This is a genomic window from Microvirga terrae, from assembly GCF_013307435.2.
Lineage (GTDB): Bacteria > Pseudomonadota > Alphaproteobacteria > Rhizobiales > Beijerinckiaceae > Microvirga > Microvirga terrae.
The window spans coordinates 2904950-2918691 of the sequence record NZ_CP102845.1 but is presented as its reverse complement, the minus strand read 5'-3'; the positions used below and the strand labels follow the sequence as shown (position 1 = coordinate 2918691).

The following is a 13742-nucleotide window of genomic DNA, read 5'->3' as shown; positions in this document are numbered from 1 at the left end:
TCATTGCTTGAACCTGCTCGACCGCACGGGAGGATCGGAGACTTTCGGACGGTACCATGTAGGCACGACGAACAGACGCCGAGTCAGGAATGCAAATGAAATATGATGTGACCATGCGGCCCCTGCGCGGAAGCAGTACCGTGAGCAGGCTCGCTCCGGACCTCGGGATGGATGATAATCACGCCGATCATGGTGCCGCCTCCGCCGATTCCGCCAGGGTGCACTCGCCCGCATCGCCACCGCGCTCGGCAGATGAGGACCGCGTTGATCTCGCACAGTTCTGGTCTGTTGTTACTGACCTGCTGCGTCGGCACATCCGACTGGTCGTATCACTCACCCTTCTCGTGGGTTTGGCCTCCGTCATCGGGTTCTCGAAGCTTGAGAACAAGTTCACCGCGACCGCAGTGATCATTCTGGACCAGGGAGCGTCGCGATTGCTTGCGACGCCGACGCCGGACCTCCGGAACCTGCCGCAGCTCAATGCTGACGCGGAGGTTGAAATTCTGAAGTCAGAGAACGTGGCCCTTCGCGTCCTCGAGAAGCTCGGCCCGACACTGCCGCCCGAGTTCTCGCCGGAGCCAAGCAAGTTCTCGGTCGCGATGTCCGCAGTCACTCAACCTCTGTCGGATTTCATCGCCTCGGTCTTGGGTCCGTCGAACGATGGGTCGAGCCCTGCCACGCCCGGTCAAGGGTTCGCTTTGGGCGGCACTCCAGACTCTATCATGCCGGATCCACTCCCGCGGAGCAAAGCTATCGGATTGAGAGCTCTCAAGGAGAACGTTCAAATCCGGCGGCGCGCCCTGACCGATGTCATCGCCATCGAATCGACATTCACTCGCCCGGTTCTCGCTGCCTACGTGGCCAACGCGTATGCAGCCTCATACTTTGAGGAGCAGCGATCTGCAAAGCTGAGGGCGGTCGAGCAGGTCGAGGCGATGCTGAAGACTCGGTTGAGCGAACTGGACGCTGAGCTCAAGAGCTCCGGCCAGCAACTCGGACTGCGCCAAGACTACCAGGATGCACAGGCTCGTCTGCATGAGCTTGAGAAACAGCGAGACAGCGTGAGCGTCGATGCTCGTCTCATCTCGGCCGCTCGTCCGCCTCGTAATCCTGACTTCCCGGGTGCAATGCTCCTCGGAACGGTCGGCGTTGTTGTGAGTACCGCGTTCAGCTTCGCCTTTGCGCTCGGCGTCGCCTATCTGCGGGAAGTGCGAACCCGCCGGATCCGTACCGAGGGTGAACTTGAACAGGCAACGGCCGCTCCTAATCTGGCTTCAATCCCCCAGATGAAATGGCGGCGAAAGAAGGCACTTATCAATCTGATCAAGGGTCCGCTCACGGAGTCAGGTTCGCTCTACATGGAAGCGATCCGCAAGCTCTACTATAACTTTACGCTGGCAACGAGGAGCACGAGACTCGGGTCCGTGCTGATTACGTCCACGGAGTCGAACGAGGGCAAAACGACACTGGCACTCTCTCTAGGACGCGTGTCTGCATCTGCTGGAGCCCGTGTCGTGATCGTGGACTGCAATATACGTGAACCGAAGCTGGACGGAATGCTCGGCTTGAACAATGAGTTCGGCTTCACAGATCTCCTGATCGGCACGGCTGACAAGCAGCACGTCATCCAAAGCGATCCAGATTCGACCTGCAAGATCATCGCCGCTGGAGGAGCAGGGCATGAATCCACGGAGCGCGCGTTCCGGGTGGAAGCAATGTCAGAGGTTGTACGGAAATTGCAGGCGGACTACGACCTCGTCCTCCTGATTGCGCCCCCGGTAATGGAAAACGCGGAGGGGCTGCTCCTGTTGGGGTCGGCAAACTACGTCCTCTACGTTGTCAGTGCTGGTAGGACCAGCTCGGCCGACCTTCAGGCGAACTTGAAGCATATACGCCGCGTCACGGACGGCAGCGTCTTCACGGCATTCAACGTCATGGCAAACGGAGGCTAGAATGTCCGAACCGGCTCCGAGAGCTGCTCAGCCCGCGCGCATCCACATCGGCACGGGCGACAAATCGATGATCTCTTTCCGTGCGTCGAAACGGAAACCATGGCAGTCATGGAAGGCAAGACTGCGTCTACTGACATTGGTCTCGACAGCACTGGTATGTTTTCAGGCGCGGGCGCAATACGTGCTTGACCAAGGGGATGTGATCGAAGTCTCCGTCTTCGGCAAGAATGAGCAGATAACGCGCCGTACGACCGTGGATGTCGACGGGAACATCGTGATTCCTTTCGTTGGCGAGGTCCCAGCGGCCGGTGTTTCACTGTCGCGACTCCGTGCCACCGTAACGGGCATGCTCACGACAAGCAGCTCGATCCGAAGCACCGATATCGCGGTGCAGCTTGTAGAGGCCAGACCCTTCTATATACAAGGCGACGTGATGAGAGCTGGTGCGTATCCCTATCGCTCCGGCAGTACCGTGCGACAGGCGATAGCGATCGCCGGAGGCTATTCGACGCTGCAGGCCGCCAATATCACTCCGCTGGCCGTTGCCGAATTGCGGGGGCGGTACCGGGCTCTGAAGGGCGACGTCGCCAAGAGCCAAGTCAGGGTCGCGGGCCTGCGGGCCGAACTGCAGAACAAGGCGGAGATCAACATCGATCCCCATTATCAGAGGTCGCCGGCTCCAGCCGGAGCTGTAGATGCTCCGCTCGAAAAAGCGTTGTCGGAAATTGCCGAGATCGAGATTCGCCGTCTCAAGTCGCGCATCGAGGATAAACAAAAGGAGAAGCAGCATCTCAGCACGTCGGTTAAGCTAGCCGACAGCCAGGTCGCTGCCCTCGAGCAAGGCCAGAAGCAAGACCAGGAGGCCGTCGCCCAGCAGGTCAGCGAGCTTGACCGGGTCGCAGATCTCGCACGGAGAGGCTTGGCTGCCTCAGGGCGCGTTACCGACGAGCAGCGAGCGGCAGTTCTCATCAAGAGTCGCGAGATGGACACGAGAGCCCGTCTGGCGGCAGCACAGATTTCGAGGCAAGAAGCGCAAAGGCGTCTTGAGAGCGATGACCCTCAAACGCTCAAGCTGCCGCAGGACCTTCAGGACGCGATCGCTCAACTCGCACAGAATCAAGCCCAACTTGATGCCCTCGGCGAACAGCTTGTGATGGCCGGAGAGTCGCTGGAGCAATTGGACGGCGGAGAGCGGCGTCGGGCGATCGATGTTGTCATCTATCGCAAGCAGAACGGTGAGACTGTGCGCGTGGACGCCGACGAGGACACGGAAATCGCACCGAGCGACGTCGTCGAGATCAGGGTGAGATACACCGGGGCGCGAGCCGCCTCGGTCAACTGACGAGGGCCGCGCCCGTCATTGCAAGCGCTGGCCGCCCAATTGACCCAAGTCCCGTCAACGCTCCGCTGTGTTGGATCCCCCTACCTCATGCGGACTCTGCGCAGGATCGCAATCAGATAGTCGTGGCAATAGGATTCCAATTATGAGGCTGGCGTTTCTTGGTGATGTGTATCTTTCTGATGAAGTGCTTGCATCCAGGGAAGAAAACGAGCGGTTCGACCTTTTCGGGGATGTCAGGAACCGAGTAGGCCCAGATGGACTGATCGTCGCGAATGTTGAGTTCGCCCTGAGTGAGAGGCCGAGCCCGCATCCCTTCAAGTGGGCGACGTTATGTTCGAGTCCGGCTCTCGCCGAGCAGCTGAAGCCTGTCTCGGTTGCGGTTGTCGCGAACAACCATGCTGGGGACGCCGGCGTTGCAGGGTTGAAAGACACGGTCGCCAATCTGGAAAAAGCCGGAATCAAGACGCTTGGCTATGGAAACTCTCTTGAACAGGCGCTCGACCCCTGCATTATCGAGAGCGAAGTCGGCAAGGTCGGCATCGTGGCTCTGTGCTGCTTGACGACAAACAGTCAAAGCATTGCGACGCACACGGAGCCCGGTATCCCACCCATATCCGTCCAAACCCTTCGGCGGGCGATTAACAAGGCGAGGAAAGAAGCAGATTTCGTTATCGTATTTCTTCATTGGGGGTGCGAGCAGTCGCCATACCCGGTTCCCGACCAAGTCCGGTTGGGCCGGCTCGCGATCGACGCCGGTGCCGACGCGGTGGTCGGTTGCCATGCTCACGTTATCCAGACTTATGAGAAATATAAGGACTGCTGGATCTTCCATGGAATCGGAAACTATTTCTTCTCGCCCGTCGATGCACGATCGTTTCAGGACGGACGATTTGTGAAGAACGTAAAAATCAATCATGCAGCGCCCAACCGCGAGTCACTCGTCCCAGTCTTCGAGATCCGCGCCGGCAAGCTGGAGCTGGTCGAGCTGCTTGTCACAGGCTGGGAGGGAAATCAGGCGCCGTCGATCAAAGACGGGCCCAATGTTCTCGCAAATTTGAAGCACATCAACGCGCGCCTCGAACGATGGCTCGCCTGGAATGCTAGAAAGCTGCGGCGGACTGAGGAGCCCGTATTCCATTGCAAGCTCCACAACGGCGTCGTCGCCTACTACTACTCCAAGCCTCCCATCCATAGGGACTGGAGCATGAGGGATCTCGCCTCACGAGCTTACAGGCGATTGCAGCGGGAGTTCGCGGGAATCCGACGTGCGACGCAACACCCCTCATAGGGGCGAGACAGATCGAAAGCGCCCGATGAACCATTTTCGCTCGAGCGCCGATATCAGCCGGGTGGCCCGGAGCGCGGGACAAGCGACTGAGTATACTGGTACTTTCCCGATGCCAGAGGCGGAATATCGTCAGCCGTTTCGAACTCGACCTGACAATCGCCGCCCATTATTTGCTGCAGTGATGCACGAATCTCTTCCAACGAGGGCAGGGGAGGCGGTGCCGCCAAAACCATTCTGACGAGGATCTTATTGTAGTCTTGCTGGATGATCTGGACCTTCTTCAGCCAATCTGCCTGATGCACGATACCCAGGAAATGGATGAAGAAGATTCCAGGAACAGTCGAACCGTCGTCGCGAACGAACGCATCTGAGCTCCGCCCCGTGACATTGAGGAGACGTTCGATGGACTGGATCGGCGTCGGAGCCACGTCGCCGACGAGTGCCCGGTCGCCGATCCGATAGCGAATAATCGGCATTGCGAAGTTCGTCAGGCAGGTGACGAGCACATTTCCTTCCTCGCCGGGGCCGCATGGCCTCCCGTCATCATCGACGACTTCGACGAGGTGCGTGTATGAGAAGACCTCCAGACCCGCGCCTGCCGTTCGTTCCGCTGCGATGCTCCCGACCTCCCGTGACCCGTATCGGTTCAGAGCAGGACAGCCGAATGCTCGCTCGATTTCGTCTCGGATGAAGGGAAACAATGTCCCGGCACTTGTAATGATGGACCGGATGCCGACATCCTCGATATCGGAGCCGTTCATGTGGAGGGCTAGTTCGTATATACTTTCCGCATACGCTTCGATCACCACTGGACGGACCTTCCGAATGGAGTTTGCATACCGCTCCAGGTTGACCCTGCTCATCTTGAAGGAATTCAGGAAGATCTGATTTCGGATGAAATTGCTAAGCTCGTTGCGCCATCCCAACGTTCCATCCATGACGTCCCGATCGGATCCCCATAGCTTTACGAGTGGCTCACCCGGGCTTCTGCCGGCCCACTGGTAGTGCATGGCAACTGTCGCGAGCCCTAATTGCTCGTAGCGACGCTCCTGGATGATCTTGACCGGCTCCCCACTGCTGCCCCCGGATTTGTTCTCATACCAGTCTCGTGACGCCAAGTCGTCGCTCCGGAGATTGTTGAACTCCGTTTGAAGGATGTCACGAGTGAGTATAGGAACATCGCGAAAGCGATCGAGATCGACACTTCCGTTCCGCACGATCCCATGTTGTGCGAGGGTCTTGCGGTAATACGGTACATTATGGGAGGCATGCAGCAGAAGGTCGGTGAGTCGTCTCGACTGAACCTCGCGGCGGTGCTCCACAGGCCGGGAATAGAACTCGTTCAACCTCGAAGCATAGGCTGGAACTGGATTGCGGCGGACATACGTGTCGTAGAGATGTAGGATCGGCCGACGCCAGTTAACCATGGTTCCTCCGACGAGCCAAACTCCAGATCAAAGCTCGGTCGGAATGATCTAAGCTGAAGATGTACGAGACGGCGCAATAGACAAGGGTGAGGGCGGAGGCATACAGCCCGAGTTCGAACCATGTCGCAGGCCACCAGAGCTGCGTGATAAGCCTCCCCGCCAGGGCCAGACCCAGTGTGCCGATCGCGCCGGCTATGAGTGGGACATAGAACGTCCACCACTTCAGGTTCATCACGGATGCACTGTAGGTGGACAACAGGAAGACGTTCTTGAATGTCCACGCGAGTGCACCTGCCGCGGCAATCCCTGCGGCACCCCACCCGGCCCAGCGGGCGAGTGCGATGGCGAGTCCAAGATTTACAACGCCGATGAGGACGGTGAGCAGCGCCTGGACTTTGACCCGGTTGAACGCGGTCAGAACGTAAAGCAGCGGGCGAACTGCCAAGTTTATATTGAGGTGACCGACAAGGATCACCAGCAGTATATCGAGGTCAGCGAAATCGGGGCCCAACCACAAGGTCAACAAGGGCCGGCCGAAGCCACAGAGAAGGCCTACGGGAATTGCGAGGCCGATGCCCAGCAGTTTGACGGACCGGACTGCGATACGGGTGAGGCCATCGATATCATTGACGGCAAAGCGCGCCATGATGGCTGGGCTCAGCACGCCGACGACAGTCGTGGTCATCGTCAGTATCAGGGTCGTGAAGATCAGGACTGATCCATATCGACCTGTCATATCGGCGCCGTAGAATGCATTCACCACAAGCAGGTCGATCTGCATCAATAACAGAGCGCCGATCTGGTTGAGCGATGCCCATCCACCAAGATCGATCAGTGCGCGGGACCGCGTTCGATCAATGCTTCTTGGATCGATGCGAAGTTCGGGAGTGAGGCGTCTCCAGAGAAGAACATTTCCAACCAGGTTCAGGCACGCGGAAACAATGAACCCGATCGCGACCCACCAGAGGCTGGATGACCACAGAGCGAACGCGACTGCAACAATGCCTATTCTGAGTAGAATGACGAGGGTGCGCACGATATTATAGAGGTCAAAGCGGTGCTTGATGACACTCGAGACGCCGAAGTTGCTTCCAACGATCGAGAGGAGCATCGTTAAGACTGCTCCGGCGAACAGAAGCCTGGTCTCATTCTCCATGCCGGCAGGAACGCTGAAAAGCACGGGATACAGGTAGGTGATGACTCCCGCTGGAACCAGCAGCAGGATGCATGCAACGAGTGAGAGCATCAGGCTGGTGTTGAACGTTCGATTTGCGTTATCGTTGTTTCCTTGGTTCAGGTCGATCGCCAGAAACCGATTGGTTGAGACTTCGAGGCTCGACGACAGGACTGAGGCATACATCACGAGCGAATTCGCAAGCGGGATCATGCCATAGGCGGCCATGCCCAGATGTTTGACGAGGAACGGGATATACCAAACCATGAGCAACGTGCTTGCCGCAACGTAGGCAATGTTCGTGCCTACATTCAAGGCGAAGCGATTCTTTGCATCATCCTGTGACGGCATTCTCTCCGGGGCGGCCGGCGCGGCCGCCGGATCTGAGAGCGAATCTGCGGACTTCATCTGCCTCGCCCTGTTGAAGCGCCATCATGAGAAGATCTCCCCTTGAACACGGCGATGGCGATCCGTGTGTCAGTCCAGCAGACGAGCCGCGAAGTCGGTCGTAGCATATCAGCCAAGTCGATCATGCATAAGCGGTCCTATTTTCAGTTCCCGTCACGATCTGGTGTTGTCGGAGCAGAGCTGGAAAGGTTTGCTGCTAAAGAAGCTTGACCAGATGCTTATCTTGCCTGGACTGTTGGTTGAGAGCTGCGCAAGTTTCTTCCGCAAGCCACGCCAGGGTCCGTCGTCAAGGCGCTCCAGCCAAACATAGCGCACCGGGCGATCGTGCAATCCCTCCGCTTCGGAGTACCCGACGAGTTTATCCAGTCCGTGCGACCGAACCATTGTGAAATCGGTATGAATAACATCGCAGCTCCCGTAATTCGGGAGTACCTATTTGGATCCGTTGCTGGTCGTTAAGGTCGATGCTAGCAGTGATCTCCTGATCGGGAGCCAATCATTGCGGTGGTGTTTCTTTTCCCCCGGGTATCGCTCAGTCAAAGTCCTCGGAGGAGATACAAGCACCTCCGGTGGAGCCGAGGCGCAGCTCGCCTATCTTGCGGCCGCTTTGGCAGGTCTTGGGCATGACGTTAGCCTGATCTTCGGCGATGGCCGGGCCAGTGGGCATGTGGAGGTGATCTCCGGAGTGACCTGCATTGACGCGGCTCCCTCATGGAAAAATGCGCAGAGCCTCAGACATATGTGGCGTGCATTGGATGCAGCGGCTCCGGATGTCATCTACGCTCGACTGCCAAGCGATTTTCTTTGGGTCTTGAGCCTGTTCGCACGACAGCGCCGGAATGTGCGCTTCATCTATGCATTGGCGAACGACCTGCATTGCTCGATATGGTCGTCTTATAGCTACAAGAAATGGTTTCATTGCCCTCTGTTCGCACTGGGGCTGATCGGCGCCGACACTCTGGCTATTCAGCACGAAGGCCAGGAGCGGTTGCTCGGACCATCTCTGCGCGATCGCGCCGTTCAGGTGCCAAATCTCGTCCGGTCCATCGAGGACAGCCCACGGCGGCTCGGCGCGGCCCTCTATGATGCGATCTGGATCGCTCAGATCCGACCGGTGAAACAACTTGGCGTTTTCCTCGATATGGCAGCTGCATTGCCGGAACTCGAATTCGCCGTCGTCGGTGGGCGCGATCTCACGACGAGTGAAGGCGAGTTCGGCATGCTGGAGGATCGCATTGCAAGGCTCGGCAACGTCAAGTATTTTGGTCCTCTCCATTCTGAGAAAGTCCGAGAGATCCTCGCCCAAAGCCGGGTTCTTGTGAACACGTCGCGCGCGGAGGGATTCCCGAATACCATGCTTGAGGCCTGGAGCCTTGGAATTCCGGTCGTATCACTCACGGTCGACCCGGGCGGTGTCATCGTGAGTGAAGGCCTTGGACGGTGTAGCGGAGATGTGGAGAACCTAGTCAGGGACGTACACATGCTGTCGCGTACGAATTCCTTGAACGAAGAGTACGGGAGAAACGGACTGCGCTATGTATCTCGACGGCACAGTCTGGGTGCAGTCTGTGAAGCTCTGACGAAGGCGGTGCCTGATCTGGTGAGGACGCCTTCGGTCGCTCTCCTTGCCAACAGACCGGTTTGAGGGCCCGATGGCTCACTTTCGCGATGCATTCCGATCTCAAAGCGTTCTTCTGTTCCTAGTTCTGTCTGCGGGCGGCGTGCTCGCGCTCCTCGTCTCGAACGATCCACGCGCTCCCTGGCTGTTCTCCGCGGGGCTCTGCGGCATAGCGATCGGGTATTTTCTGTTCCAGCGCCCTCTGACAACCCTCTACATCGCGCTCTTTCTCCACCTGACACCGACCGGGATCCGCTTCGACGATAGGATCTTTGACCCGATCGTGCACCTGACGACTGCACTGGCCCTAGCTTCGTGGCTGTCGAATACCGTCGCTCATCGCCGACCCATCACATGGAACATGATATGCGTCATTACGGCGCTCTATATGAGTTGGGGTATCGTAAGCCTCCTCTGGGCACCGGATATCGTGGAGGGTCGTAAGAAGCTGGTTGCTTATGCGATTGGATTCTTGCTGATCTTCCTCATTACAAATCAGATTAAATCTCTGCGAGCGCTGGATGGCCTCATGCGTGTTCTTCGTCTGAACGCGTGGATCATAGTGATCGGGGGAATTTATGCTGCACTTTTGGGCAACTTCACCCTTGGGGACCGGCTCAAGGTGCTCAACATGAACGAAAATGCATTGGGAATGGTTTTGCTTCTGATGCTTCCGGGGGTGATCTGGCCCGTCTTCCGTTCGGAGGGCGTGAAGCGCCGGCTCATGCTGACGGTGAGCATCGCCTATGTCCTGTTCACCGTTGTCCTGGTGGCGCTGAGTGGATCGAGAGGAAGTACGATCGCCGTCGTGATCGTGCTGGTAACCTTTGCATTCTCGAGACCGACGCGTCCGTGGGGTATGATCGGCGTGTTCATCGTCATCGGGGCTGTGCTCGGCGCTCCTTTTCTGGAGGGGGGCTTGAGCAAGCGTTTCATGGAAGGTGAGGGAGGGAATTTAGGAGGTCGCGCGGAACTCTGGGATGCCAGCCGGCTCCTCATCTACGACCACCCGCTCACCGGGGCGGGGATCGGCAACGGTGCGGCACTGCTTCCACAGTATGTCCAAGAGGTCAGCAATGATCCCTACAAGCTCGGGCGTGCGACTTACCCGAGTCACAATCCGATCCTTGAAGCCTCCACTGACACCGGTCTTCCGGGAATGTCGATTTATCTCTGCCTGTACGCAAGTGCGGTCATTCAGTTCGTCCGGAGCCGCCGACGTGCATGTGCGCGCGAGAAGGCACTTCTCCCGTACTTCCATGTGATGTTCGGTGTAGCGCTTGCGTTTCTAATCGCGGCGATGAAGTCGGGCGGGCTGGAGGCGCAACCGACGCTTTTTCTTCTGCTTGCTCTGCTCGTCATTCCCGCCCAGTTCTCATACAGAACGCGTGTGTCAGAGACATTGTAGAATCTTCATCCGTTGCAGCGCGGTCGTAACGAACAGGATCACCATCTCCGCCAGCGGCAGAGCCGGTGGATCGTTGGATTGGTTTGCGACGTTCGCCTCGAATGCACCGAGGTCTGCGGTTGCGCCGAGATAGGCGCGGCCGCTGACGGCGACGCCCTTGTCGATGAGGTCGCTGGAGCTGGCCAGGTGCAGGAAGGCGCTTTGCGGCAGGGAGCCGTCGGCGGCGCGGGCGGCCACGGCGGAGCTGCTGTCGAGCGACTGGAAGTCGGCGCTGGAGAGTGACACGCCCAGGTCCCAGGAGTTGTGGTCGGCCGTGCCGGTGGTCTTGAGCTTGCCGGTCCCGTACGAGATGTTGTTGCGGAACACGTGCCCGGCCGCGGCATCGAAGTAGAAGTTGTAGATGCCGTTGTTGTAGGCGGTGTTGTTGTAGAGCGTCAGCTTGGACACGCCGCCGTTGCTGCCGTTCTCGTCAAAGCCGTTCATCTTGTTGCCGAAGGCCACGTTGCCCTCGACCACGTGGGCGCCGGCGGTCGAGCCGGAGCCGTCGCGCACGCCGCCGAGCTTGAAGCCGTTGCCGTCGCCGCCGGGCTTGCCGTCCACGGTCCAGCCATTGCCCCAGGCCCAGTTGTTGATCACCTTGAGAGCGCCGGCCTTGGTGCCGTTCTGGATGTTGTAGAAGTCGTAGCCGTCATCCGAGTTGGCCCAGGCGCGGGTGCCCTCGAGCACGTTGCCGCTGCCCGTGGTGGCAACCTGGAAGCCGTCGGCGTTGTCGAGGTTCAGGTCCTGGTTGTGATGGGAGTCGATGTTGCGCAGCAGGTTGTTGGCGCTGGAGCCGAACAGGGACACGCCCTTGCCCTCCCACTGCGACAGGCGGCCGTTGTGGTGCACGTCGAGGTTGTCGAAGACGTTGCTGTTGGACGCGCCCTTGATCAGCAGGCCGCCTTCGGCGCCGTTGCGGATCTCCAGGTTGGTGACGCGGTTGAAGGACACGCTGTCGAGGCTGAGCACGTAGCCGGCGGCGCCGCCCTTGGTCATGGCCGCGCCGTCGAGCACGGCCTTCTCGCCGGGTGCGCTGGTGATGGTGATCGGGGCGGCGGCGGTGCCGTCGGCGGAGAGCTGGATGCCGGTGGTGAGCTTGTAGACGCCGCCGCGCAGGTAGATGGTGTCGCCCGGCTTGGCCAGGCTGTGGGCGTGTTGCAGGGAGGCGAACGGCTGCGCGGCCGTGCCGGCCCCGCTGTTCGACCCAGTCGTCGACACGTAATAAATCGTCATTCATGCCTCTCCTCGCCGCGTGGGAGTATGAGTTTGCAGCGCTCGGATCGCAAATTCTAAAATGGCTAGAACTGCTTCCACTTACGTGGATACACATTACTTCTTGTTGCGCGGCGATGTTTCGGCGAGCCCGACTGGTTCGCTTGAGATCGCCCTATTGCATCCGGTGACGCCGGAGGACCGCTCTCCTGCCGATGCAGCGCTTCGGATCCGTTCCGAACGATGTGCCGAGCATGGGAAGGAGCATTGGACCTGATCCGGAGAACGAGCTCATTATCAGCAGAGATCGCTGGAGTTATCCCGGTCGCTCAGAGGCGGAGCAACTGGGGCGGACCTAAGCGGAGTAGGTGAACGTCACTCTGCTGCTTGGGAAGCCCGAGACACGTGCACGGCTCCGATAGCGCACGGGGCTCTCCCATCCATCGGGTGATTGGTCGTCGCTTCGGTCCAGGCAGCCCAGCACGAACCGACCCGTCGGATGACGCAGATAGAAATCGTGCATCAACGACATGTTGAGGAGCCAACCTGCACCGTTGGATTCGACCGACCCACCCTCAAAGAAGTAGCATGTCTGACCGATCTCAACCCCGCTGAAGCTTGCGATCACTTGCCCCTTGTGAGAAAGAATGGCTGAGACGGATCTGTGCTTCGAGAGCAGGATTCTAAGGAAATAGTGCGTAGGATTCAGCAGCAACAGGAAATTCAAGCGCCTTGGTCTTCGCAGTTTGTGGAGTTTGCGCTTCAGCATTCTGAATTTGGAATAATGAAAGCGAGGAAAGATCTCGACTGAGCTTGCTCCATATCTTATGTCGATCTCAAAGGGATCTAATTCTGTCTTTGCATTCTTAATAGTGCGTCGGATATTCGAGCTGACCGCCTTCTGGTAATCCTCCCATGAGGTCCAGCGCGAGAAGTCTACCGCTTCCGTCATATATTTTTCCACGCTGGTGATCGTCACGCCTGCCATGGAGGCAAAAATGCTTTCTCGCGGTGGCTCGAAACTCCAATCGGAGCCGTAGACATATCGCCCGCGTCCCAGTGTCCGGAGGGTCGCCTCCATGCATGCAGCCCAAGTGTCGCGATACTCGGGAAGGAGCTGGAGACCGTCCGAAAATATTCTCTTGAGAGGGCCATGTCCGATGGCGAACTGACCAATCTTGATCGAACGCCCCGCTTCACGAAGTAAAATATTGTACCTGACTACGCGAAAGAGGACGTGGCTTCGGATCTGCCGATACCAGATCCATCCATCTAATTCTCGGTGTGAAGCGTTGCATCTGATAGCAAAGGCGTCCCAGTCATCAGGTGTACTCTTCATACGCTCGATTTCGATGAAACGGATGTCTGTCATGTCAAATCCGAACCGTATGGTGATCTTCCAGGCGAGGCATTCTATCCACCACTGCAATCAAGCGATCTTCTGTTTATCACCTCCTGAGTTTGATCGTGGGAGGATACTTGGTGTGATAGTGCTTCGAGTTTAGAAGAAATTCAATCCTTGGCGCGCCTCCTCTGAAGACGAGGCAATTAGGTATGCTTTCGGACTGAACGATCATCTGCGTTCGGCTCCTGAATTCATCAGACGACGTCCTTTTGCAGTTTGTTGCAAAGAGGACTTCGTTTGAATGAGAGACGAGAAGATCTTGGATCCGTTGCCTGGTTCGTCGTCAGGGACCGGATAGGAATGGTCGAAGGCGCGGGGCCCGTATGGATGGGTTTCCTTGCAGGGGCCCAGACGGGAGGGTGGTGAGAGAGGAGAGGCTGGCTCCCATCACGCCGCAGGCGTTCAGTCACACGGCATGAAGGGCGGTGTCATTGCAGGTGCCCCGCGGCGGCACAGGGGCGGGCTCGGA

General features: G+C 58.2%; 9 protein-coding genes. 5 read left to right on the top strand and 4 right to left on the bottom strand.

Features of this window, described 5'->3' with window-relative positions:
- The first annotated feature begins 140 nt into the window (after nt 1-140).
- The 3 genes from HPT29_RS13750 (at nt 141) to HPT29_RS13740 (ending at nt 4582) form a co-directional block, all read left to right on the top strand.
- Nucleotides 141-1952 (top strand): tyrosine-protein kinase domain-containing protein, encoded by a 1812-nt coding sequence (locus tag HPT29_RS13750; protein WP_173945281.1) that lies wholly within the window; start codon nt 141-143, stop codon nt 1950-1952.
- Nucleotide 1953: 1 nt separating this feature from the next.
- Entirely contained in the window at nt 1954-3294 is a 1341-nt protein-coding gene (locus HPT29_RS13745; protein ID WP_173945280.1) for a polysaccharide biosynthesis/export family protein, read from the top strand.
- Between the two features lie 142 nt (nt 3295-3436).
- Nucleotides 3437-4582 carry a CapA family protein gene (locus HPT29_RS13740; RefSeq protein WP_173945279.1) on the top strand — a complete coding sequence of 382 codons (1146 nt, stop codon included), beginning with the start codon at nt 3437-3439 and terminating at the stop codon, nt 4580-4582.
- A 53-nt stretch (nt 4583-4635) separates the two neighbouring features.
- Here HPT29_RS13740 and HPT29_RS13735 read toward each other — a convergent pair whose 3' ends face one another.
- Nucleotides 4636-6009, bottom strand: coding sequence for a phenylacetate--CoA ligase family protein (locus HPT29_RS13735; RefSeq protein ID WP_173945278.1), 1374 nt, complete (start codon nt 6007-6009; stop codon nt 4636-4638).
- A complete protein-coding gene (locus tag HPT29_RS13730; protein WP_173945277.1) occupies nt 6002-7591 on the bottom strand; it encodes a lipopolysaccharide biosynthesis protein in 1590 nt (529 codons plus the stop codon). The genes HPT29_RS13735 and HPT29_RS13730 overlap by 8 nt, the downstream gene beginning before the upstream one ends.
- Before the next feature lie 436 nt (nt 7592-8027).
- Between HPT29_RS13730 and HPT29_RS13725 the strand changes: the two genes are divergently transcribed.
- The gene (locus tag HPT29_RS13725) at nt 8028-9236 is read left to right on the top strand and encodes a glycosyltransferase family 4 protein (RefSeq protein ID WP_173945276.1); all 1209 of its coding nucleotides are present in this window, start codon (nt 8028-8030) and stop codon (nt 9234-9236) included.
- Between the two features lie 7 nt (nt 9237-9243).
- Entirely contained in the window at nt 9244-10617 is a 1374-nt protein-coding gene (locus HPT29_RS13720) for an O-antigen ligase family protein (RefSeq protein WP_173945275.1), read from the top strand.
- On the opposite strand, the gene HPT29_RS13715 is transcribed toward HPT29_RS13720, so the two are convergent.
- Nucleotides 10603-11889 carry a right-handed parallel beta-helix repeat-containing protein gene (locus tag HPT29_RS13715; protein WP_259059993.1) on the bottom strand — a complete coding sequence of 429 codons (1287 nt, stop codon included), beginning with the start codon at nt 11887-11889 and terminating at the stop codon, nt 10603-10605. The genes HPT29_RS13720 and HPT29_RS13715 overlap by 15 nt on opposite strands.
- 334 nt (nt 11890-12223) lie before the next feature.
- On the bottom strand, nt 12224-13240 hold the full coding sequence (locus tag HPT29_RS13710; RefSeq protein WP_173945012.1) for a hypothetical protein: 1017 nt from the start codon (nt 13238-13240) through the stop codon (nt 12224-12226).
- Between the last annotated feature and the right edge of the window lie 502 nt (nt 13241-13742).

Bases quoted from the DNA above. Each gene is read 5' to 3' on its own strand.
- HPT29_RS13745 (WP_173945280.1), top strand. From the start codon at position 1,954: ATGTCCGAACCGGCTCCGAGAGCTGCTCAGCCCGCGCGCATCCACATC.
- HPT29_RS13740 (WP_173945279.1), top strand. From the start codon at position 3,437: ATGAGGCTGGCGTTTCTTGGTGATGTGTATCTTTCTGATGAAGTGCTT.
- HPT29_RS13735 (WP_173945278.1), bottom strand. From the start codon at position 6,009: ATGGTTAACTGGCGTCGGCCGATCCTACATCTCTACGACACGTATGTC.
- HPT29_RS13730 (WP_173945277.1), bottom strand. From the start codon at position 7,591: ATGAAGTCCGCAGATTCGCTCTCAGATCCGGCGGCCGCGCCGGCCGCC.
- HPT29_RS13720 (WP_173945275.1), top strand. From the start codon at position 9,244: ATGGCTCACTTTCGCGATGCATTCCGATCTCAAAGCGTTCTTCTGTTC.
- HPT29_RS13715 (WP_259059993.1), bottom strand. From the start codon at position 11,889: ATGACGATTTATTACGTGTCGACGACTGGGTCGAACAGCGGGGCCGGC.
- HPT29_RS13710 (WP_173945012.1), bottom strand. From the start codon at position 13,240: ATGACAGACATCCGTTTCATCGAAATCGAGCGTATGAAGAGTACACCT.